The organism is Aquabacter sp. DMC10 (assembly GCF_056314145.1).
Map to the genome: position 1 here is coordinate 84,918 of NZ_JBQUYX010000010.1, position 21,283 is coordinate 106,200.

Annotated in this window: 16 protein-coding genes; 3 read left to right on the forward strand and 13 right to left on the reverse strand. The window is 69.8% G+C overall.

All coding sequences use genetic code 11. From position 1 onward, the window contains the following. Positions 1-12: 12 nt before the first annotated feature. Together ACT54L_RS23005 and ACT54L_RS23010 are read right to left on the reverse strand one after the other, a co-directional pair. Positions 13-3,831 (reverse strand): AsmA family protein, encoded by a 3,819-nt coding sequence (locus ACT54L_RS23005; RefSeq protein WP_476087993.1) that lies wholly within the window; start codon positions 3,829-3,831, stop codon positions 13-15. Between the two features lie 201 nt (positions 3,832-4,032). Then, positions 4,033-5,445 carry an FAD-binding oxidoreductase gene (locus ACT54L_RS23010; protein ID WP_476087994.1) on the reverse strand — a complete coding sequence of 471 codons (1,413 nt, stop codon included), beginning with the start codon at positions 5,443-5,445 and terminating at the stop codon, positions 4,033-4,035. 277 nt (positions 5,446-5,722) lie between these two features. Between ACT54L_RS23010 and ACT54L_RS23015 the strand changes: the two genes are divergently transcribed. Continuing rightward, positions 5,723-6,193 (forward strand): thioesterase family protein, encoded by a 471-nt coding sequence (locus tag ACT54L_RS23015; protein ID WP_476087995.1) that lies wholly within the window; start codon positions 5,723-5,725, stop codon positions 6,191-6,193. A 195-nt stretch (positions 6,194-6,388) separates the two neighbouring features. Beyond that, entirely contained in the window at positions 6,389-6,559 is a 171-nt protein-coding gene (locus tag ACT54L_RS23020; RefSeq protein WP_476087996.1) for a hypothetical protein, read from the forward strand. A gap of 359 nt (positions 6,560-6,918) precedes the next feature. Here ACT54L_RS23020 and ACT54L_RS23025 read toward each other — a convergent pair whose 3' ends face one another. From ACT54L_RS23025 to ACT54L_RS23055, 7 genes are all read right to left on the reverse strand, one after another. Continuing rightward, positions 6,919-7,866, reverse strand: a complete 948-nt coding sequence (locus ACT54L_RS23025) for a 50S ribosomal protein L11 methyltransferase (RefSeq protein ID WP_476087997.1) — start codon at positions 7,864-7,866, stop codon at positions 6,919-6,921. A gap of 32 nt (positions 7,867-7,898) precedes the next feature. Further along, positions 7,899-9,116, reverse strand: a complete 1,218-nt coding sequence (locus ACT54L_RS23030; RefSeq protein WP_476087998.1) for a GGDEF domain-containing protein — start codon at positions 9,114-9,116, stop codon at positions 7,899-7,901. 150 nt (positions 9,117-9,266) lie between these two features. After that, the gene (locus ACT54L_RS23035) at positions 9,267-11,696 is read right to left on the reverse strand and encodes an ATP-dependent helicase (RefSeq protein ID WP_476087999.1); all 2,430 of its coding nucleotides are present in this window, start codon (positions 11,694-11,696) and stop codon (positions 9,267-9,269) included. 113 nt (positions 11,697-11,809) lie between these two features. Continuing rightward, on the reverse strand, positions 11,810-12,463 hold the full coding sequence (locus tag ACT54L_RS23040) for a hypothetical protein (RefSeq protein ID WP_476088000.1): 654 nt from the start codon (positions 12,461-12,463) through the stop codon (positions 11,810-11,812). 167 nt (positions 12,464-12,630) lie between these two features. Continuing rightward, the gene (gene nikR / locus ACT54L_RS23045) at positions 12,631-13,152 is read right to left on the reverse strand and encodes a nickel-responsive transcriptional regulator NikR (protein ID WP_476088001.1); all 522 of its coding nucleotides are present in this window, start codon (positions 13,150-13,152) and stop codon (positions 12,631-12,633) included. A gap of 98 nt (positions 13,153-13,250) precedes the next feature. Continuing rightward, positions 13,251-14,258, reverse strand: a complete 1,008-nt coding sequence (locus ACT54L_RS23050; protein ID WP_476088002.1) for a Bug family tripartite tricarboxylate transporter substrate binding protein — start codon at positions 14,256-14,258, stop codon at positions 13,251-13,253. A 359-nt stretch (positions 14,259-14,617) separates the two neighbouring features. Next, on the reverse strand, positions 14,618-15,757 hold the full coding sequence (locus tag ACT54L_RS23055) for an alpha/beta hydrolase (protein ID WP_476088003.1): 1,140 nt from the start codon (positions 15,755-15,757) through the stop codon (positions 14,618-14,620). 149 nt (positions 15,758-15,906) lie between these two features. On the opposite strand from ACT54L_RS23055, the gene ACT54L_RS23060 reads away from it, so the two are divergent. Beyond that, positions 15,907-16,977, forward strand: a complete 1,071-nt coding sequence (locus ACT54L_RS23060; protein WP_476088004.1) for an AI-2E family transporter — start codon at positions 15,907-15,909, stop codon at positions 16,975-16,977. A gap of 6 nt (positions 16,978-16,983) precedes the next feature. Here the strand turns inward: ACT54L_RS23060 and ACT54L_RS23065 are convergent, their stop codons facing one another. From ACT54L_RS23065 to ACT54L_RS23080, 4 genes are read right to left on the reverse strand one after another with little or no spacing between them, the layout of a single operon-like run. Next, positions 16,984-17,766 (reverse strand): SDR family oxidoreductase, encoded by a 783-nt coding sequence (locus tag ACT54L_RS23065; RefSeq protein WP_476088005.1) that lies wholly within the window; start codon positions 17,764-17,766, stop codon positions 16,984-16,986. Beyond that, a complete protein-coding gene (gene leuD, locus ACT54L_RS23070) occupies positions 17,756-18,430 on the reverse strand; it encodes a 3-isopropylmalate dehydratase small subunit (RefSeq protein WP_476088006.1) in 675 nt (224 codons plus the stop codon). The genes ACT54L_RS23065 and leuD overlap by 11 nt, the downstream gene beginning before the upstream one ends. Next, complete coding sequence (gene leuC, locus ACT54L_RS23075; protein WP_476088007.1) at positions 18,427-19,851, reverse strand: 3-isopropylmalate dehydratase large subunit; 1,425 nt, start codon at positions 19,849-19,851, stop codon at positions 18,427-18,429. Before leuC ends, leuD begins: the two co-directional genes overlap by 4 nt. A 10-nt stretch (positions 19,852-19,861) precedes the next feature. Further along, on the reverse strand, positions 19,862-20,860 hold the full coding sequence (locus ACT54L_RS23080; protein ID WP_476088008.1) for a Bug family tripartite tricarboxylate transporter substrate binding protein: 999 nt from the start codon (positions 20,858-20,860) through the stop codon (positions 19,862-19,864). Positions 20,861-21,283 lie beyond the last annotated feature (423 nt).

A 21,283-nucleotide genomic window follows, 5' to 3' on the forward strand; every position in this document is an offset into this window, starting at 1 on the left:
CCCCGCGTGCATCTACTCGCCCGGCAGGAGCCCCGGCGGGCGCAGGATGATGCCCCAGCCGGAGGCCGGGGGCAGGCGGCTGCTGTCGTTCTGGTTCTGGTTCTGGTTCTGGTTCTGGCGCGCCGGCTGCGTGCGGTTGCTCGGTCCGATGTCCACCGGCGGCGGCAGGGCCGGGGCGGTGGCCCGTCCCTCCGCCTGACGGGGCTGGCTCTGCCGGGCTGCCGCCGGCGCCTGGCCCTGGGCGGGTTGCGCGCCGGTGTCGTTTGCCCGCGCCGGCGCCGCATTGGCGCCCGATGTTCCCTCATCCCCCGTGGAGACACCCGCGCCGGGCGCGGAGAGGGGGGCGACCGGAGCGCTCGTGTCCGGCGTGGCCTGTGGCACGGGCGGCAGTGGCGCGCTCTGGACGGGCGCGCTCTGGACGGTGGGATTGGCGGCGGCGGGCGCGGTTGAGGTCGGCGGGGGTGAGGCGGGCGTTTGCGCGGGCGTCTGGGCCGGGCTTTGAACGGGCGGCTGAGATGCGTTGGGCGCCGGCTCGGCGCCGATGGATTGCCGATCTTCCAGGCGCTTGGTTTCCCGCTCGATGGCGCGCATGGCGATGACCGCGGTCAGCGGGGCGGCGGTCACCTGCCGGTCGGGGGCGGCCAGCGGCCCGCGCCAGGTGATGGTGCCGCCCGGCGCCGCGCCGGCGGTCTCCAGGGATTCCATGTCCAGCGTGGCGTCGAGGGTGAGGCGCGCCAGATCCAGATTGCCCGACAAGGTGGTGCGCAGGCCCGCCGCCTGGGTGCGGGCCGGCGAGGCGCGCACGATGCCGTTGACCACGCCGAGCGTGGTCTCCACGCTCTTGAGGCGCAGCGGGCCGCGCGTCATGGCCCGGTCGAGAAACTGGGCGGTGCGCCGTTCATCCGGAGGCGGGCCCATGGTGGTGGCCACCAGCACCGCATCAATGGCGGTGGGGTCGGCGGAGGGGATTTCCAGGTCCGTGAGCGTCGCCGTGCCCTGGCCCACCAGGCTCTGCACCAGCTGGAGCGGCGTGCGCCCCGTTCCCAGCAGGTCCACGACGAGGCTCACCTTTGCACGCGGGGGATTGCGCGGCTGGGGGGTGAGCGGCAGCAGGATCGCGGCGGAATCCACGCCGTCCAAGGTCAGATGGCCATCCGCCGCCAGCGTGTCGGGGCGACGGCGCAAGGTGAGCGTGCCGGAGACCTGCCCGCCGCCGAGGCGGCCGGAGAGGTCGCGCACCTCCAGGCTCGGCCCGGTGGAGATGAGGCGCAGCCCGCCTTCCGCGAGGCGATAGCTGTCGGAGACGGCGAGCCGCTTGGCGCGGATCTCCAGGTCCGCGGCGATGCCGGGGCCGGGGAGCTGGGTGAAGCGGGCGGCGGACCAGGGGCCGGTGCCCACGTCCGGCCCGATGCTGCGGGCGCCCCACACACCGATCAGGCGGGGCACCGACACCTCGTCCAGCTCCAGCCGGCCGGTGAGGCGGGGCATCTGGCCGGGCTCGATGCCGACCGTGCCGGCCAGCGGCGCGCCGGCCACCGTGCCGGTGAGGCCGTCCAGCTGCCAGCGCCCGTCCGGTCGCGACAAGGTGAAGGCGAGGCTCGCGGGCAGCGCCCCGGCATCGGCGCCGACGGCGGCAAACAGGCGGGCGAGGTCCGCATTGGACAAGCGCAGCGCCAGATTGGGCTGGAGGCTGCCGGCGCCGTCACGGGCGAGCGTGCCCTGGCCTTCGAGCAGGGCCTCGCCCAAGGCGAGGCGGCCCTCCAGGGTGCTGCCGCCGGTCTCGGCGCCGCGCACGGAGACATCCAGCCGGCCGGCGCCCTGGCCCGGCTTCAGGCCGGCAAGGCCGATGGCCTCCAGCACCCGGGCGCCATCAACCGCCGCCAGCGAGAGGTCGGCGCTTTCGGGGGCGCCATGGGCGGACCGGCGCACGGCGAGCAGGCCGGAGATCTGGCCGAGCTGCCCCTCGGTGCGCACCGTCCGTTGGCCGCCATCGGCCCATTCCGCGTAGGCATTGAGCTTTACGGGCGCGGCCACCGGAAGCAGCCGCTGGATCACATCCGCCGCCTCCGGCCCCGAGACGATGCGGGTGACGGGCACCAGGCCGTCGGCGCGGGCGCCGGAGATCGCCACGTCCACCCGTCCCGCCACCGGCTCCACCAGGCGGGCGAACTGGCCCTTGCCGTCGAGGCGCAGGCCCGCGAGGTCGTCCAGCTGGAGGCGCGAGAGGGTCCAGGCGCCGTCCCGCCCGCTGGCGGACACTGACAGCGCGCCCAGCGGCAGGCCGGACAGCACGAGGTTGCGCCCGGTGATGGCGATGTCGCCGGCGAAGGGAATGTCCGTGGCGAGCGTCAGCCGCGCCGCCGCCAGCAGCGGGTCGAGATCGAAGCCGTCAAGGGCCAGCGACACGTCAAGGCGCGTCGGCGTGCCCGTGGCATAGGCAGCCGATCCCGTGGCGCGGGCGGTGCCCAGCGCCAGGGAGAGATTGGCCACCGACAGGCCGCTCTCGGTGGCATTGATGCGGCCGGACAGGCGCACGGGGCCGCGCAGGGCCGCCCCATAATCATTGGGCGCGCGCGGGGCGGCCCAGCGCAGAAGGGCCACCGGGTCTTCGCTGGAAAAGGTCACGTCGCCGAGGAAGCTCGATCCCGCCCGGGCGGCGGCGGGCGTGCCGGCGAGGCGCACCAGGGTCTGGCCGGGCAGCTTGGCTTCCGCCGTGTCGATGCGCCAGGCGGCGCCGTCGGCGCTCAGGTCCAGGCGCGCGTCGCGCACCACCGTGCCGCCCACCGTGAGCTGGTCGACGCCAATGCCGATGCGCACGGGGAAATCCGTGGGCTCCAGGTCGCCGAAGGCCCCGGCGAGGTCCGCCACCGTCTCGGCCGGGCTGCTACTGGTCGCGCCGGTGCGGGGCATGAGCAGGTCGGCATCCAGGGTGCGGGCGTTCAGCACCGCGTCGAGCCCCATGGCGCGGCCGAGCGCAAGCCGCGCCGAGCCGGACAATTGCACCGGACGGGCCTCGTCGCCGGCGGTCAGGTCGAGGCTCTCCGCCACCAGCGCCTCGGGACTGGCGCGCAAGGTACCGGCGAGCTTCCAGCCGTCGTTGCCGGCGGCGCCGGGCTTGCGGGTGAGGGCGGCCCGCCCTTCATAGCGGGGCGTGCCCTGGTCCAGCCGGAAGGTACCGTCGAGATCGACGCTGAGGGGGCGGCTGCGATCATCGGCGATGAGGCGCAGGCGTGCCGGATCGGTGCCGGCCTTGCCGAGGCTGAGGCGCACCCCATAGCGCCGCCCGCCGGTCTCCACTTCGCCTTCCAGGCGGAATGGCCCGGCGAGGCTGCGCGCCTCGCCCTTCAGGTCGAGGTCGGTGAGGCGGACAGTGCGGTCGGCGCCCCGGTCCAGAATGTCCAGGCTGCCATTGTCCACGGTGAGCTGGCTGATGCCGAGGCCGGCGGGGGCGCCGGCGCCGGTGGGCAGCGCGATGCGGCCGGCGCTGTCGAGGACGACCCGCAGCTGCGGCTGGACGAGGCGCAGCGCGCTGGCCTCGAAGGCCCCGCGCATGAGCGCGCCGAGGGCGAAGTCCGCCCGCACCTCGGCAATGGTGCCGCCGGTGGAGATGGCATCGGCACCCACGGACACGTTCCGCAGGACCACGCGCGGCACGGGCAGCAATTCCGCGTCGATCTTGCCGCGGATGAGCACGGGCGCGCCGATGGTGCGGCTCGCCTCGCTCTCGAAGGCGGCGCGCCATGCGTTCCAGTCCACCACCAGAGGGGCGGCGAAGGCCGCGACGATGGCCACTATGACCGCCGTTGCCAGCGTGATGAGGATGCCCTGCACCGTGGTCCTCGCTAGAGCCGGATCCGAGCGCATGGAAACGCAAGGACGTTCGATGTGCGCGGTGAAGCCGCCTCGCTTCGATGAAGGAAAGGGCGATGTCCCGTTCCGGGGCAGGCCCCGCAGCGGATCGCGCTCTCTTATGCCGTCCTCGTCCCCGGACGGCGTCAGCCTGCCCCCTGTCTCCCTTGTTCGGCCCGTGCCTCAGAGGGCGACGATCTTGCCGGGATTCATGATGTCCTGCGGATCGAGCGCCCGCTTGACCGCCCGCATGGCATCCAGCGTCGCCTCGCCATGCTCGGCGGCAAGATACTTCATCTTGCCCTGCCCGACACCGTGTTCTCCGGTGCAGGTGCCCTCCATGGCCAGCGCCCGGTCCACCAAGCGGGACATGAACAGCTTGGCCTTGGCCAGATCCTCCGGGTCGCTCACGTCCACCATCAGCGTGGTGTGGAAATTGCCGTCGCCCACATGGCCGACGATGGGGGCGATGAGGCCCATGTCGACGATGTCGCGCTTGGTCTCCATGACGCATTCGGCGAGGCGGGAAATGGGCACGCACACGTCGGTGGCCACCGCCTTGGCGCCGGGGCGCAGGGGCAGGACGGACCAATAGGCATCATGGCGTGCCTGCCAGAGCCGGGTGCGGTCCTCGGGCTTGGCCGCCCAGGCGAAGGGGCCACCGGAGAATTCCGCCGCAATCTCGCCGAAGCGCTGGGCCTGCTCGGCCGCGCCCGCCTCCGTGCCGTGGAATTCCAGGAACAGATGGGGCGTCTCCACCAGGTCGAGCTTGGCATAGGCGTTGGAGGCGCGCACCTGCATCTCGTCGAGCAGCTCGATGCGGGCCACCGGGATGCCGGACTGGATGGTGGCGATCACCGCGTTGCAGGCATCCTCGATGGTGGGGAAGGGGCACACCCCCGCCGTGATGGCTTCCGGGATGCCATAGAGGCGCAGCGTGATCTCGGTGATGATGCCGAGCGTGCCCTCGGCGCCCACGAACAGGCGGGTGAGGTCATAGCCGGCGGAGGATTTCTTGGCCCGGCGGGAGGTGGTGATGACCTCGCCATTGGCCAGCACCACTTTGAGGGACAGGACATTGTCCTTCATGGTGCCGTAGCGCACCGCATTGGTGCCGGACGCGCGGGTGGAGACCATGCCGCCCAGCGAGGCATCGGCGCCGGGATCGATGGGGAAGAAAACGCCCTGGTCGCGCAATTCCTCGTTCAGCCGCTTGCGGGTGACGCCGGGCTCGATCACGCAGTCCAGATCCTCCGCATGCACGGCCAGGATGCGGTTCATGCGGGACATGTCGATGCACACGCCGCCGCGCGGGGCATTCACCTGGCCTTCCAGCGACGTGCCCGCGCCCCAGGCTATCACCGGCATGGAATGGGCCGCGCAGATGCGCACGACGGCCTGCACATCCTCTGTGCACTCGGCGAACACCACCGCATTTGCCGGCTCATTGGGCAAGTACGTGGTAATATTGGCATGTTGCTCGCGGACAGCTTGCGAGATCACGACTTTGTTACCAAGCGCGGCGGTGAGAGCTTCAAGTGCCCCGGCGAATTGGGACAGGGAGGCGGGCTCTACCTCGGCAGCGACGGCAACCATCTAAAAATCCTCTAAAAACGTCGTGTTCATGCGCGGCGCGCCGTGCAGATTAGCCATCCCCGCGCCCGCGGCAAAGGCCCAATCTGGTGGGAGATGAGGCTCTGCCGCTGCACAGTTGCTCCGCAGCAGCGACATTCTTGCGCCACTTCGGAAGTGACCAATGTCCCAAGACGCGTCACACTGCGTCTTCACCGTGCATTCATCAGCAATGACGGGGATTTCCATGCGGAACCGGATCGACTTTGAACCTGTGTTCTTTGCCCCTTTCGTGTCGTCGATGATGACGATCGATGGCGCGTGGATCGACCCTCATGGTCTCGTGAAGCCGTCCTATTTCAATGTATTGTTCGAGCGCGGGCTGGAAGAGGCCCTGCGTCTGCTCGGGCAGGATGGCGGGCCGCGCCGGGATGACATCCTGGGAGAGGACCGGGCCGAATTCATCGCCAGCGAAGCGCATGTGCGCTACCTGCAGGATCTGCCGGGAGACGGGCCTGTGCGCGTCACCGTCCGGCTGATCGACTATGACAACGTGCACATCCACGTCTATCTCAGCCTCCATCACGGCACCGAGGGCTGGCTGTGCGCCACCTCCGAACAGATCCTGTCCCATGTGGATGCGGACCTGCGGCGCGAATTGCCCATTCCCGATTCCATGCTGGAGCGGGTGGCCGGGATGAAGGCGGTGCATGGCGCCCTGCCGGAGCCCGAGGATCTCGGCCGGCGGGTGGAGATTTTCCCGCGCAGCTGAACGGCTTAGGGCGAGAGCCGGCGCGCTGTCGCCGGCCGGTGCCGGCGTCCCCGCCGCTTGGGAGGACGCATGTGAGCCATGCATAAGGCGGCAGGACAGCTATGCTGACCTATCGCTTCTATTGCGGTGCAAACCGACCTATCTTGCAATGCAACACGGATCGCAAGAGGCGATCCGGCATCTGGAGATACGGTCATGAGCGTCGTCGCGCTTCCTTCCGTAAAGGGTCTGTCCAAGGCGTCCGAAGCGGCCCGCAAGCCGTTCCTGCGCCGTGTCTATGAGGCCATCGTCGCCGCCCGCATGGCGCAGGCCGAGCGCGAGCTGTCCTTCTACATCCAGCGCACCGGCAACGACCCGCGCAAGTGATTGATGCAAGGAAGCCTTGCAAGGGACCTCCGTAAGGGATCTTTGCAAGCGGCACGCCGGGGGCGCCTTTTGGGGTGTGACCTTCGGATGTGTCCGTTTCGGGGGGCGGTGAGCGGCGCGCGCGGGTGAACGCCCGCGCTCCCGACCCTCTTGCCCCGCCAAAACGACACCGTGTTCGGCTGCGGCACGGCTCGACCCGTGTCAGCCCAAGCCTGGGCTCTGACGGAGGGGTGTCGCGCATCGCGCGCCGTTTTCGGCGCACGCCCTTCAGGCCGTGCGCTCGATCGTTCCTTTTCTCACGTGAGGCCCCGCCTTCGCGCCCGAGCGGCCGGGAAGGCCAAGGTCCCCGACGTCCCCGCTCAGCGCCAGCCGCGCCGCGCCACGGGCACGGCGCTCGCCCCCGAATCCGCCAGCGTCAGCGTGGTCCAGCCGTCAATGTCACGGCGCCGCACCAGCTTCAGCCCCTGCGCCCGATAGGCTGCCAGGGCCGCAGCCGCATGGGACGGCAGGAGGCCCGACAGGACCAGCCGGCCGCCCGGCGCCAGCAGCGGGCGAATGGGTTTCGCCAGCCGCTTCAGCGGCGGCAGCAGGATATTGGCCAGGATGAGGTCATAGGGCCCGTCGGCCCGGATCTCGCCGGAATCCACGCCGGCCGCCAGGACCGCCCGCACGAAGGGGGCCGCCTTGTTGGCGCGGGCGTTTTCGCGGGCCGTGAGCACCGCCACCCCATCCAGATCCCCCGCCATGACCGCGCGATGGAACTTGCGCGCCGCGGCGATGGCCAGCACGCCCGTGCCCGTGCCCACATCCAGGATGCGCCGGGGCCAGGCGCTGCCACTGCCCACCTTGGCGGCGTCCATGATGGCGTGGAGGCAGCCTTGCGTGGTGCCGTGGTGCCCGGTGCCGAAGGCCAGCGCCGCCTCGATCTCGATGCCGATGCCGTTGGGCGGCACCCGGCCCCGGTCATGGGAGCCATGGACGTGGAAGACGCCCACTTTCACCGGCGCCAGTCCCTCCAGCGAGGCGGCCACCCAATCCTTCTTCTGCAATTCGCCGAAGGTCAGGGTCTGGGCGAGGGCCTCGCCGCCCGCCACCGCCACCAGCTCGCGCAGGAAGTCGGGATCGAAGGCGGAGCCGGCATAGACCTCGACCGCCCAGACGCCCTCCGCCTCCTCGAAACTGGCCACCGCCACCTCGGCCGGGTCGAAGCTCTCCGACAGGAAGTCGGAGACGCGGCGCGCCTCGGCCTCCGAGGTGACCAGGCGCATGAAATGGGTGGCGTCGGAGGGCAGCAGGCCTTCGAGCATGGGGGTCTCATCTTTGAAAGGCGGGGCCTGGATCAGGCTTCGGTGGCGCCGACGACCCGATCAAGGCCGGCGACCTTGGCGGCATAGACCCGCTGGTCGGCCGTGGACAAGAGGGCGGCGGGCGTTTCTCCATCGGCGGGCGAGGTGGCCACCCCGATGGCCAGGGTGATTTCGCCCTGTCCGTCCTCCCGGGCGGCCGCCAGGGCGCGGTCCCGCAGCATGGTGGCCACCTGCATGGCGGCCAGGTGCGGCAGGCCCGGCGCCAGCACCAGCAAGGTGTGGCCCTCCCGCCGGATCAGCAGGTCGGCCACCCGCAAGCTGGCGGTCACGATGCGCGCCACCTGGAGCAGCGCGGCATCCGCCGCCGAAGGCTCTGCGCGCTCCCGGGTCTCCCGCGTGGCCTGGACTTCCAGCAGGATGAGGCTCACCGGCCGGGCGGAGGCCGCCGCCACGTTCAACAGGTTGCGGGCCAGGCTCTCGAACCGGGAATTCTCGATGGCGCCGGTGAGGGGATCGACGCGCAGCGCCCGCTCATCGCCGCGCATGGCCGCGAGCCCCTCGTCGACGGGCACCCGCTCGGCATATTTCAAGAAGGCCACCACCGCCCCGGCATGCAGCGCGGACAGCACGATGGAGGCGAGCCAATTGTCCCAGGCGATCGACACGGGCACCTCGAACGCCACCCGCAGCGCCGGGAAATAGAGCAATTGGGCGAGCGTGCCCACCATGAGCACGGCCAGCCAGATGGCCAGCCAGAGGTTTGCCCGCAAGCGCGCCAGCAGCGCATCGAAAAGCGGGAAGATCAGCACGGCGCTCAGGAAAATGATCAGCGCGCACCACATGTTGAGGATCATCGCCTGGCCGAGGCGGGGCAGGTCCGCCATGTGCGCCAGATGCGCCCGCCCCCGCTCCAGGCCGGAAAGCCCGAGCATGATGGCGAGGAGAAAGCAGCCGAACAGCAGCCCATAGACCGGCTGCCAGGCGGCCGCGCGGCCCTCGCGCAGATAGACCAGCAGCAGAATGCTCAGCAGGCCGGAATAAAGGATGACGCCGCTGGGGGTGACGGCGAGTCCGAAGGGCAAGGTCAGGTAGAATGTCAGGCTCAGATAGACCGCCATGACATGGATGACGCCCATGGCACTGAACATGGCGCCCAGCCCCACGATGCGCCGCACCCTGAACAGGCCCAGCATGGTGCCGAGATAAAGCAGCATCTCGACGGCGAGCAGGAGAGTATTGATCGCGCTCATGGCACCGGAACGGTGGCGGACAGGGACCTTTTACGGTCGGCAGGTCCGTTGTTACCACCGCCGCACTCTCATGCGAAGACGGGCCGCTGCCGCCCCCGATCAAGCCTTCATGATCTCAGGCCCGCGGCCCCCGGCCGGCGGGCGTCTCGTTCACGGCTTTTCGAGAAAGCTGTCCAGGACGCGCTTCTCGCCGGCCTTCTCGAAATCCACGGTGAGCTTGTTGCCGTCCACTTCGCGCACGGTGCCGTAGCCGAACTTGATGTGGAACACCCGCTCGCCCAGCTTGAACGCGGATTCGACGCCGGTGGAGGAAGCGATCAGCGCGCCCTCAATGACCGTGCCGCGCGATCCGCCCGAGCGGCCATAGCTGGAGCCCCGCTCCGAGAAGCCCGAGCCGCCGCCGGAGCCCCGCGCCGCCTGGGCGCGGCCCCAGCCGGGGGTGGAATAGGACGAGGTGGAGAAGGGCTCCACCGTGGCCGCGCGATCAAACCGGCTCTGGCCATAGGAGGAGCCGCCCCAGCCGAAGCCGCCGCGCGATTCCTGCACTTCCACATGGGCGTCGGGCAGTTCGTCCAGGAAACGGCTGGGCACGGTGGAATTCCACATGCCGTGAATGCGCCGGTTGGAGGCGAAATAGACCCGCGCGCTCGCCCGCGCCCGGGTGAGGCCCACATAGGCCAGGCGCCGCTCTTCCTCCAGGCCCGCCTTGCCCTGCTCGTCCAGCGCCCGCTGGTGGGGGAAGAGGCCCTCTTCCCAGCCGGGCAGGAAGACGGTGTCGAATTCCAGCCCCTTGGCGGAATGCAGCGTCATCACCTGCACGGCGTCCTCGCCGGCGCCATTGTCCACGTCCATGACGAGGGAGATGTGCTCCAGGAAGCCCTGGAGATTCTCGAACGCCTCCATGGAGCGCACCAGCTCTTTGAGGTTTTCCAGCCGTCCCGCCGCCTCGGCGGAGCGGTCCTTCTGCCACATCTCCGTATAGCCGCTCTCGTCGAGGACGATCTCGGCCAATTCGGTGTGCGGCAAGGCGCGGGCCTGCTCGCGCCAGCGGTCGAAGGATTGGAGGAGGCCGCGCAGCGTGCCGCGCACCTTCGGCTTCAATTCCTCGCTCTCGGTCAGCACGCGGGCGGCATCCTGCAAGGGGACGGCGGCGGCGCGGGCCACATCGTGGATCTGCTTGACGGTGGCGTCCCCGATGCCGCGCTTGGGCACATTCACGATGCGCTCGAAGGCGAGGTCGTCGGCGGGGGAGAGCACGCAGCGCAGATAGGCCAGCGCATCGCGGATCTCCGCGCGCTCATAGAAGCGCGGGCCGCCAATGACCCGATAGGGCAGGCCGAGCGTCACGAACCGGTCCTCGAACTCGCGCATCTGGAAGGAGGCGCGCACGAGGATGGCGATCTGGGAGAGGGTGTGGCCGGCGCGGTGGAGCGCCTCGATTTCGTCGCCGATGGCGCGGGCTTCCTCGCCCGAATCCCAGGCGCCGGTGACCGCCACCTTCTCGCCCATCTCGCCTTCGGAGAACAGCGTCTTGCCGAGCCGGCCCTCATTGTTGGCGATCACATGGGCGGCGGCGCCGAGAATATGGCCCGTGGACCGGTAGTTGCGTTCGAGCCGGATGACGGTGGCGCCGGGAAAATCGCTCTCGAATCGCAGGATGTTGTCCACTTCCGCGCCGCGCCAGCCATAGATGGACTGGTCGTCATCGCCCACGCAGCACACGTTGCGCGAGCCCTGCGCCAGCAGGCGCAGCCACAGATACTGGGCGACGTTGGTGTCCTGGTACTCATCCACCAGCAGGTACTTGAACCGCCGGTGATAATCGGCGAGCACGTCCGGGTGCTCGCGGAACAGGCGGATGCCCTCCAGGAGCAGGTCGCCGAAATCCACCGCGTTCAGCGCCTTCAGCCGCGCCTGATAGGCGGCATAAAGGCTCTTGCCGCGGCCATTGGCGAAGGCGGAGCCTTCCCCCGCCGGAACGTGCTCGGGCGAGAGGCCGCGATTCTTCCAGCCGTCGATGGTGGCGGCCAGCAGCCGGGCCGGCCAGCGCTTCTCGTCGATGCTCTCGGCGGCGAGCAATTGCTTCAGCAGGCGGATCTGGTCGTCGGTGTCGAGGATGGTGAAGCTGCTGGTCAGCCCCACCAGTTCGCAATGCCGGCGCAGGATGCGCACGCCGATGGAGTGGAAGGTGCCGAGCCAGGGCATGCCCTCCACGGCGTCACCCACCATGGAATGGATGCGCTCCTTCATCTCCCGCGCGGCCTTGTTGGTGAAGGTCACGGCGAGGATCTGGGAGGGGAAGGCGCGGCCGGTGGCCAGGATATGGGCGATGCGGGTGGTCAGCACCCGCGTCTTGCCGGTGCCGGCGCCGGCGAGCACCAGAACCGGGCCGTCCACCGTCTCCACCGCCGCTCGCTGCTCGGGATTAAGGCCGGCCAGATACGGCCGCACCGGGGCCGCACCCGCGCGCGCCCGCTCGGCGATGCCGCCGGGGCGGGGGGCGGGGGCCTCGACGGTGCCCCGTGCGCGGGGGCCCTTAGGTTCGGCGGGAATGGACAAAGAAGCGGTCTCGTCTCGCATCAGTGATTCTCATGCGAGAACAAAATGGCACCGGCAGGGCCGGATTGCGAGGGGCGCGCCTCTCGCAATCCGGTCGCCCATAGGTCGGAGGTAGGATGAGGGGTCTTCCGACCTCACCAGGCGGCGCGGCAGACGCGCTGGACCCAATAGGGGCTCCACCAGCACTTCAGGAAGGTGCCGTTGCGCTCCATGGGACGATAGACGGTGGGGGCGGTGACGATGTTCACCGGGCCGCCGCTGGCGGGCAGGTCGCCGTCGAGCAGGCCGGCATGGAAGGTCAGCGTGGTGCCTTCCTGGGTGACGGTGCCCAGTTCCACCACCACCTGCGCAGGGGTCGGGCCAAGCACGGTCAAGGCGGCGTTCGGCGGGTCGTTCTTGAGCACCTGGACCGTGGCGTTCCACAGCTTGACGAACTGCTCGGTGGTCATGGTGCCGCCGATGCGCTCGGGACGGTCCACGGCGAAGGCGGTGACCGGGGGAACGCCGGTCAAGGTAAGCACCTTGCCGTCGAAGGTCATGCCGGCCGCCTGCTGGATGATGACCATCTCAATGGGGCGGGCGATGGTGACTTCGGGGCGCCGGGGCGTTCCGGCGGCGGACAGGCCGTTATCCTGGCCGGCGGGCGCCGCACTGCCCTGCGCGGGCGCGGCAGGGGTCTGGGCAGCGGGGGCCGGCGTGGCGGAGGGCTGGGCCGGAGCCGTCTGCGCCAAGGCGGCGCATGCGGAAGCCGCCAGGACGAGTGCTGCCATGGGTGCAATGAAACGCATGGACCTGTCTTCCTTCGTGTGTCGTCGCCCCTCGCCCCCGCGGTGCCCCTGTCCCTCGTCTCGCCTTATGCGACAGGAGGGACACGGGCTCGGCATGGGAGCGCGCGCGACCCTATACCGGAACCGGCGGCCAAACAAACCGCCCGAACGCCTCTTCCGCTCCGCCGCTAGCTTTCCCCATGGTCTTGTCCATCGTCCCGCCCGTGCGGGGCGGCGTGGGAATGCGAATGGGCTTTGGAATGGGAATGGCCGTGCCCGTGCCCGTGCCCGTGCCCGTGCTCATGGGGCGGGTCGGCGGGAATGAGCACCAGGCGGCCGTGGCGCACGCCGCGCTCGGCGATCAGATGCTCGGAGAAATGCCGCAGGTCCGGCGTCGCGCCGCGCAGCAGCGCCACTTCCAGGCATTGGTCGTGGTCAAGATGCATGTGCATGGTGCACACGGACAAATCATGGTGCTGGTGGTGCGCCTCGGTCAGGCGCTTGGCCATGTTCCGCGCCTCGTGGTCATAGAGATAGACCAGGGCGCCGACGCTGTGCTGGCTCTCGTCGGCCTGTTCGGTGGCCTCCCGCAGGCCGGAGCGCACGAGATCGCGCACCGCCTCGGAGCGGTTCTGATAGCCCCGCGTCTCGATGAAGCGGTCGAGTTCGGCCACCAGGTCTTCGTCCAGCGTCACCGTCACGCGCTGCATGGCGTCCCCCGCAGGTGAGGCGGGGCACGGCCCGCTTTCCCCTAGTTAGGCGAAGGCGGGCCGGTAGGTCCATGGGGCAAAGGGCCGGCGGCGGGGCCTCACTCCACGGTGATGTTGGCGTCCTTGGCGATGGCCGACCACTTGGCCACGTCCGCCTTGATGAAGGCGCCGAACTCCGCCGGCGTATCGCCCACCGCTTCGGTGGCCTGGGCGGCGAGCAGGGCCTTGGTCTCGGGATCGGCCAGGATCTTCACGATGGCGCCGTTCAGCTTGGCGACGATGTCGGCGGGCGTGCCGGCGGGGGCGAGGATGCCGTGCCAGCCCACCGCGTCGAACTCGGGAAAGCCGCTCTGGGCCAAGGTCGGCACGTCCGGCAGCACGGGCGAGCGGTTCTTGCCGGTCACCGCGATGGCGCGCAGCTTTCCGGCGCGCACATTGGCGAGCGCCGAGAAGGGATCGGAGAAGACGAGATCCAGCTGGCCGCTCATCAGATCGGTGACGGCGGGCGCCGTGCCGCGATAGGGCACATGCAGCAGCTTGATGCCGGCGGTGGCCGCGAACATCTCCGCCACCAGATGGTTGGCCCCGCCAATGCCGTAGCTGCCGAAGGTCACCGCGCCGGGCTTGGCCTTGGCGGCCGCCACCAGCGCCTGCACCGTGGTGTAGGGCGAAGTGCCGTTGACCACCATCACATAGGGATATTCGGTGAGCCGGACCACCGGCGCGAAATCCTTGATGGGATCGTATTTCAGGTCCTTGTAGACGGCGGGATTGATGGAGATGGGGCCGGACTGGCCGAGCAGGAGCGTGTAGCCGTCGGGCTTGGCGCGGGCCACCGCCTGCGTCCCGATGATGGCGGCGGCGCCCGTGCGGTTCTCCACCACCACGGGCTGGCCGAGCTTGTCGCCGAGGCGTTGGGCGACGATGCGGGCCACCGCATCCGCCCCGCCGCCGGCAGCGAACGGCACGATGAGGGTGATGGCGCGGGTGGGATAATCCTCGGCGCGCGCGGCCTCGGTGAGGAAGGGAGCCGCCACAAAGGCGGCGAGGGCGGCGCCCAGGATCGCGGCGCGGCGGCCGGCGCGGGCCAGCAGGGTCGGGTGCATGAGCATGTCCTCCCGTGCCCTTGTGCTTGGTGCCGCCGGGAGGGGCACGGACGATCCCCGGCGCGTGGGCATGAGCCTTAAAGCAGGTGATACGGTAATTCAATCATACAATCCAGCCTCCGCGCGGGTGTCCATGGGATGCGGCCGCCGGCGGATGCGACGTCGGTCCGCCCCGCGCGGCGAAGGGCTGGACGCGCGCGAAACGCGGGCGAGTGGGGACGGCGCGGGAGGGGCGGCGCCGGGCGCACGAAAGGGGAGCGTGACGGGCCGCGCGGCCGGGGCGGCCCGTCCTGGTCCGCTCGGGCAGGTGCGGCGGGCGCGGCGGCCTGCGCGCGGTGGGGCCGGTGCCCCCCGGCGGGTCAGTTCCGCGCGCCGGCCGTGAAGACGGTGATGGGGGCCGTGACCACCGCGCCGATCACCCCGCCCACCGTCTCTGCGGCGGTGGCGCCGGTCAATTCCTGATCGGAAATGGTCTGGCCCTGCATCATGCGGTTGCCGAGGATCTGCACCATCTCGGGCGTGGTGGCGAACTTGGAATGGTTGAGCGCGTCGCCCCCCTGCAAGGCGGTGAGGTCGAGCACCACGATGCCCTGTGTCGATTCAAGTTGTGACTTGTAGGGCTCCTGCGACAGGTCCACCGCCCCCACGCGCGTGACATTGCCGGAAATGGCCCGGGACAGGCTGAGCGCATGGTCGTTGCGCGACACGAAAATGGTCATGGTGGGCCGGTTCGGCCCCATCTCCGTCACCTGGCGGCGGAACACGTCGATGTCGAGGTCGGGGGAGGCGAGCACCACGGACGTGAGCTTCTTGGGAATGCGCCCGTCGGTGAGCGCCATCTGCCGCAGCGCTTCCACGGTGAGCCAGGCGCCCATGGAATGGGCCATCACCACAACCTCGTCCACCAGCGGGCTCATCGCCGCCGCGCGCAGCACATAGGCGAGGTCCGAGCGGGAGAAATTGGCGCTTTCCCGGTCGTACATATAGTCGAACACGCTGCCGCGGGACGGCCAGGAGAACAGCACCGGCACCCAGCGCGAGCCGGTGTCGTGGACGATCTGGGCGAAGCGGAACACCGAGGCGTCAAAGCGCGTGTTGAAGCCGTGCACGAACACCAGCACGCGCCTCTTGCCGCCCGCATGGGCCTTGAACCAGGGCAGGACGCCGGCGCGGGGCAGGGCGGAAATCTCGGTGACCGCGAATTCCCGCGCCGGATCGCCCGGCCCCTGGCGCGGCCATTGGATGGAGCCCACCGGCCGGTCGGGCGGCACGGAGACCACCACATTGGTGAAGGCAAGGGTGTCGCTGCGCTCGCCCGTGAACACCTCGCCGGGCGCGTCGGAGGGGGCGCGGGTGGTGGCCACCAGCATGTCCACCTTGTCGGTGGCGCCGGCGGGATCGGCCACGGGGAGTAGGACGCCCTGGGGGCGTGCGCAGGCGGACAGCGCGAGCACCAGCCCCGCCATTGCGATGCCCCGGATCACGGCTGCCGCCTTCACATGTTCCTCGCTTCCCGTTCCGCGCCTTCTTCCTATCTCATGGCGCAGGGGAAATGAACGGCGTCCCAACGGCCGGGAGGCAGCCGGCTCCGGTTGACAAGAGGTCAGCCGGCTCACACTGGTGCATCCGGGATCTGGAGGGGGTGGGCATGTCGGGAGTGGATCGGGGCGCCAGCGTGGCGGTGGCCCTCATTGCGGCCATCCTGATCTTCGGCGCGCTGGCGCTGGCGCAGGCCATCGTGGTGCCGCTGGCCTTCGCGCTCTTCACCATCGCCATCGTCTGGCCGCTCCAGCGGGCGTTGCAGAAGCATCTTCCGAACCTTCTCGCGGTGGCGCTCACGCTGGTGATCACGCTGGTGGTGGTGGCCTCGGTGACCGGCGCGGTGGTCTGGGGCTTCGGCCGGGTGGCGCAATGGATCTTCGCCAATGTGGGGCGCTTCCAGCTGCTCTATGGCCAGGCCTCCGACTGGCTGGAGGGCCATGGCTTCTTGCTGGCCTCCGTCTTTTCCGAGAATTTCGACGTGCGCTGGATGCTGCGCCTGGTGCAGGAGGTGTCGGGGCGACTCCAGGGGCTCGCCTCCTTCCTCATCATCACGCTGGTCTATGTGCTGCTGGGCCTCCTGGAGGTGAATGCCTTCAAGAGCCAGGTGGCGCGCCTGAAGCGCCAGGACATCGCCGCCTATCTGACCGAGACCGGTGCCCATATCGCCGCCCGCTTCCAGAAATACATGGCCGTGCGCACCTTCATGAGCATCGCCACGGGCGCGGTGGTGTGGGCCTTCACGCTGGCGGCGGGCATGGAACTGGCCACCGCCTGGGGCGCCATCGCCTTCGCGCTGAACTATATCCCCTTCATCGGGCCGTTCGTGGCCACCTTCCTGCCCACCGTCTTCGCCCTCGCCCAGTTCGAATCCTGGCAGATGGCGCTCCTGGTGTTCGCCTGCCTGAACGTGATCCAGTTCCTCTCCGGCAGCTATCTGGAGCCGCGCATGGCCGGCAAGGCGGTGGCCGTCTCGCCGGTCATGGTGCTGTTCTCGGTCTTCTTCTGGGCCTTCCTGTGGGGGCTGCCGGGGGCCTTCATCGGCGTGCCCATCGTCATCGCCGCGCTCACCGCCTGCGCCCATGCCAGTTCCGCGCGCTGGATCGCCGATCTCCTGTCCGGCGAGGTCGCCCCGCCCCCCGCGGGCGAGGCGCCAACGGGCGAGGCTTCTGCGGGCTGAAGCCCCTCAGATCCCCCGGCGCGCGCCGGCATCGATCTCGATGGCCGAGCCGTTGAGATAGTCCGCGCGGCGCGAGAGCAGGAAGGCGGTCAGTTCGCCCACTTCCGCCGGCTCGCCGAAGCGGCGCACGCCCAGCTTCTGCAGCAGCACGGTTTCCGCCTCTTCCGGCGCGCAGCCGGTCTGCTCCACGGTGGCCCGCAGGGAATGGGCGAGGCGGTCGGTGCGGAAAAAGCCGGGATTGATGGCATTCACCCGCACGCCGTCCCGGATGCCCACTTCCGAGAGCGCTTTGGTGAAGTTGAGCAGCGCGCCGTTCACCGAGGCGCCGATGGTGAAATCACCCGATGGCATGCGCGCGCCGAGGCCGGCAATGTTCACGATGGCGCCGCCACTTTCCTTCAGGCGCGGCCACAGCGCCCGCGACAGCCGCACGGCGGCGCGCAGCTTCAGGTCATAGCCGGTGTCCCAGTCCGCCTCGTTAAGCGAGAAGAAGTCGCCGCGCTTGGTGGCGCCCGCGCAATTGACGAGGCCATGGAGCGCGCCCTGCGCCTCAGCCGCCCGCGCCGCGCCTTCCACGCCCTCCAGCGTGGACAGGTCCGCCCCGTGGGTGGCCACGCTCACGCCGAAGGTCTCGGCCAGCTCCGCCCCGAAGCGGGCGAGGGCCGCGCCGTCGCGGGCGAGCAGCACGAGGTTCATGCCCTCCTTGGCCAGCTCCCGCGCGATGGCCGCGCCGAGGCCCCGGCTTCCGCCGGTGATGACGGCGCGGCGGCCCTTCAGCTCAAGATCCATGGGTCTCGTCCTCATGTCTGTTCCGGCCGGCCAGCCAGGGAGTGTCCCGGAAATGGCGGTCCTCGAAGGCCAGGATGTCGTCTTCGTAGCGCAGGGTATCGGCGATGTCGTCGATGCCCTCCAGGAGGCGATGGCGGGCGAGCGGGCTCACCTCGAACGGCAGGGCGCGGCCATCGGCCAGCCGGACCACCTGCGCCTCAAGGTCCACCTCCACCTCTTCGCCGGCCTCCGCCGCCGCCATCACGGCGTCCAGCTGCGGGCGGGGCAGGGGCACGGGCAGAAGGCGGTTCTTGATGCAATTGTTCTGGAAGATCTCGGCGAAGGAGGGCGCGATCACCGCCCGGATGCCGAAATCCGCCAGTGCCCAGGCCGCATGCTCGCGGGATGAGCCGCAGCCGAAATTCTCGTGCGCCACCAGGAGGGCGGCGTGCCGCCAGGGCTCCCGGTTCAGCACGAAGTCCGGCCGCTCCCGGCCCTCGCCATCAAAGCGATAGGGCCGCAGCAGGCCCCAGCCGAGCCCCTTGCGGGTCACCGCGCGCATGAGGTCCTTGGGGGCGATGATGTCGGTGTTCACATTGGCGATGGGCAGAGGCGCGGCAATGCCCTTCAGGCGCGTGAAGCGGCGCTCGGCGGGAACCGTCTCGCTTAAGGGGGGGTCGCTCATGGGGCCAGCGTCCTCACATCCACGAAATGGCCGGCCAGCGCGGCGGCGGCGGCCATGGGCGGACTGACGAGATGGGTCAGCCCCTCCGGCCCCTGGCGCCCCTCGAAATTGCGGTTGGAGGTGGAGGCGCAGCGTTCTCCCGGCTTCAGGCGGTCCGCGTTCAGGCCGATGCACATGGAACAGCCCGCCTCCCGCCACTCGAACCCGGCCTCCTTCAGGATGGCGGCGATGCCCTCTTCCTCCGCCCGCCGCTTCACCTGAGCCGAGCCGGGCACCACCAGAGCGGTCACCCGTGGGTTCACCTTGCGGCCCTTCGCCACCGCCGCCACCGCCCGCAGATCCTCGATGCGGGCATTGGTGCACGAGCCGATGAAGACCTTGTCCACGGGGATGTCGGCGATGCGCTGGCCGGGGGTGAGGCGCATGTAAGAAAGCGCCCGCTCCATGGCCTCGGCCTCCCCCGGGCGCGTCGCGCGGGCGGGATCGGGCACCCGGCCGGAGACGGGCACCACATCGTCGGGGCTGGTGCCCCAGGTGACCATGGGTTCCACGGTGGCCGCATCGATGGCCACTTCCCGATCGAATTCCGCGTCAGTGTCCGAGAAGAGGTGGCTCCATTTTTCCACCGCGCGGTCGAAGTCCGCGCCCTGCGGCGCGAAGGGGCGGCCCTTGAGATAGGCGAAGGTGGTGTCGTCCGGCGCGATCATGCCCGCCCGCGCCCCGGCCTCGATGGCCATGCTGGACAAAGTCAGCCGGCCCTCCATGGACAGGCCCGCCACCGTCTCGCCGGCAAATTCCACCACATGCCCCGTGGCGCCCGCCGCTCCGATGCGGCCGATGACGGCGAGGATGAGGTCTTTCGCCGTCACCCCCAGCCCCAGGCGCCCGTCGGCGCGGATGCGCAAGGTGCGGGCGCGCTTCTGGAGCAAGGTCTGGGTGGCCAGGATATGCTCCACCTCGGAGGTGCCCACCCCCACCGCATAGGCGCCGAACGCCCCGTGGGTGGGCGTGTGGCTGTCGCCGCAGGCAATGGTCAGGCCCGGCTGGGTGAGGCCCAGTTCCGGGCCGATCACATGGACGATGCCCTGGCGGGGGTCCTTCATGTCGAAATAGGAAATGCCGAACTCGGCGGTGTTCGCCCGCAGCAAGGCGAGCTGGGCGCGCCCGTCTGCCTCGCCGCTGTCGTCAGACCGGCCGGGGAGGGTGGGGATATTGTGGTCGGCCACGGCGAAGGTGGCCTGCGGCCGGCGCACCCGCCGCCCGGCCTCCCGCAGGGCCTCGAAGGCCTGCGGGCTGGTCACCTCGAACACGAAGTGGCGGTCCACATAGAGAAGGCAGGAGCCGTCCTCATAGGTGCGGATCACATGGGCGTCCCACACCTTGTCATAAAGCGTGCGGGGCCGGGGGGAGGGGGCGCTCATCGGTCGGTCCTCACTCCAGCTTGATGCCGGCCTTCTCCACCACGCCGGACCAGACCTTCAATTCGCTGGCGGTGTAGGCGCCCAGTTCCTTGGGGCCCATATAGACCGCATAGGAGCCGCTCTGTTCCGCCGCGTCCTGGAACTCCTTGGTCTCAACCACTTTCTTCACCGCCCCGGCCAGCTTCTCGATGATGGCGGGCGGCGTGCCGGCGGGGGCATAGAGGGCGTACCAGGCCTCAAGCTGAAGGTTGGGCAGGCCGGCTTCCACCACGGTGGGAATGTCCTTCACCATGGGCAGGCGCTGGTCGCTGGTCACGGCGAGGCCGCGCACCGTGCCGTTCTGGAGGAAGCCCACCAGGGACTGGGGCGTGTTGATGAAGAGATCCACATTGCCCGCCACCAGGTCCGTCACCGCCGGGCCCGAGCCGCGATAGGGCACATGGGTCATGGTCACGCCGGTCTGCTGGGAGAACATCTCGCCGCCAATATGGCTGAGCGAGCCCTGGCCCACGGAGGCATAATTGAGCTTGCCGGGATTGGCCTTGCCATAGGCGATGAGGTCGGCGAGCGTCTTCACCGGCAGGCTGGCCTTCACGGTGATGATGTGCGGCGCCTTCAGCACCAAGGCAATGGGCGCGAAGCTCTTGATGGGGTCCCACTGGAGCGAGGTGGGAAAGAGCGAGGGGTTCACCACCTGATAGCCCGAATAGGCCATCAGCAGCGTGTAGCCATCGGGCGCCGCGCGGGCCACCGCCCCGGTGCCGATATTGCCGGAGGCGCCACCCTTATTCTCCACCACGAAGGGCTGGCCCAGCTCCTTCTGGAGCCCGGACGCCACCAGCCGCCCCACCATGTCCGTTCCGCCGCCCGGGGGCGAGCCCACCACGATGGTCACGGGGCGGGTGGGATAATCGAGCGCCAGGGCCGGGCTTGCCGCACAGATGGCGCCGAGGGTGGCGGCCGCGAGCACACCTAAGGCGCGGCGGCGGGTGAGGGGATGAAGGGTCATTGGCGTTTCCTCCTGGGCGCGACGGTTCTTGATTGTGTCGGTCCGGGTGACCCGGCCGTCGCCGCGCGGGTGATGGATGTACCGTCAGAGTGGTCTTATGATCATACAATCAGACATGAAGATCAAGCCGGCGCTGGATTCCCGCATCGCGCAACTCTGCTCCCTCCGACGCGCCGCGCCCCCTCTCCCGCGAAGCGGGGGAGGGTGGGGGAGGGGGCGAAAGGGCCAGGGGCGAAAGGCGGGCCGGTGTCGCGCTGAACGTGGGACCTGGCAAGGAGAAGACGAAGCCCGGCGCCGACGCGCCCGCCGGTCCCCGCGCGCCCCCTCCCCAGCCCTCCCCCGCAAGCGGGAGAGGGAGCGGGGCCGGCCAGCGGCGCGGGCGTGGAGCGTGTCGGCGGGATGCTTCTCGCTTGAGAAGACACG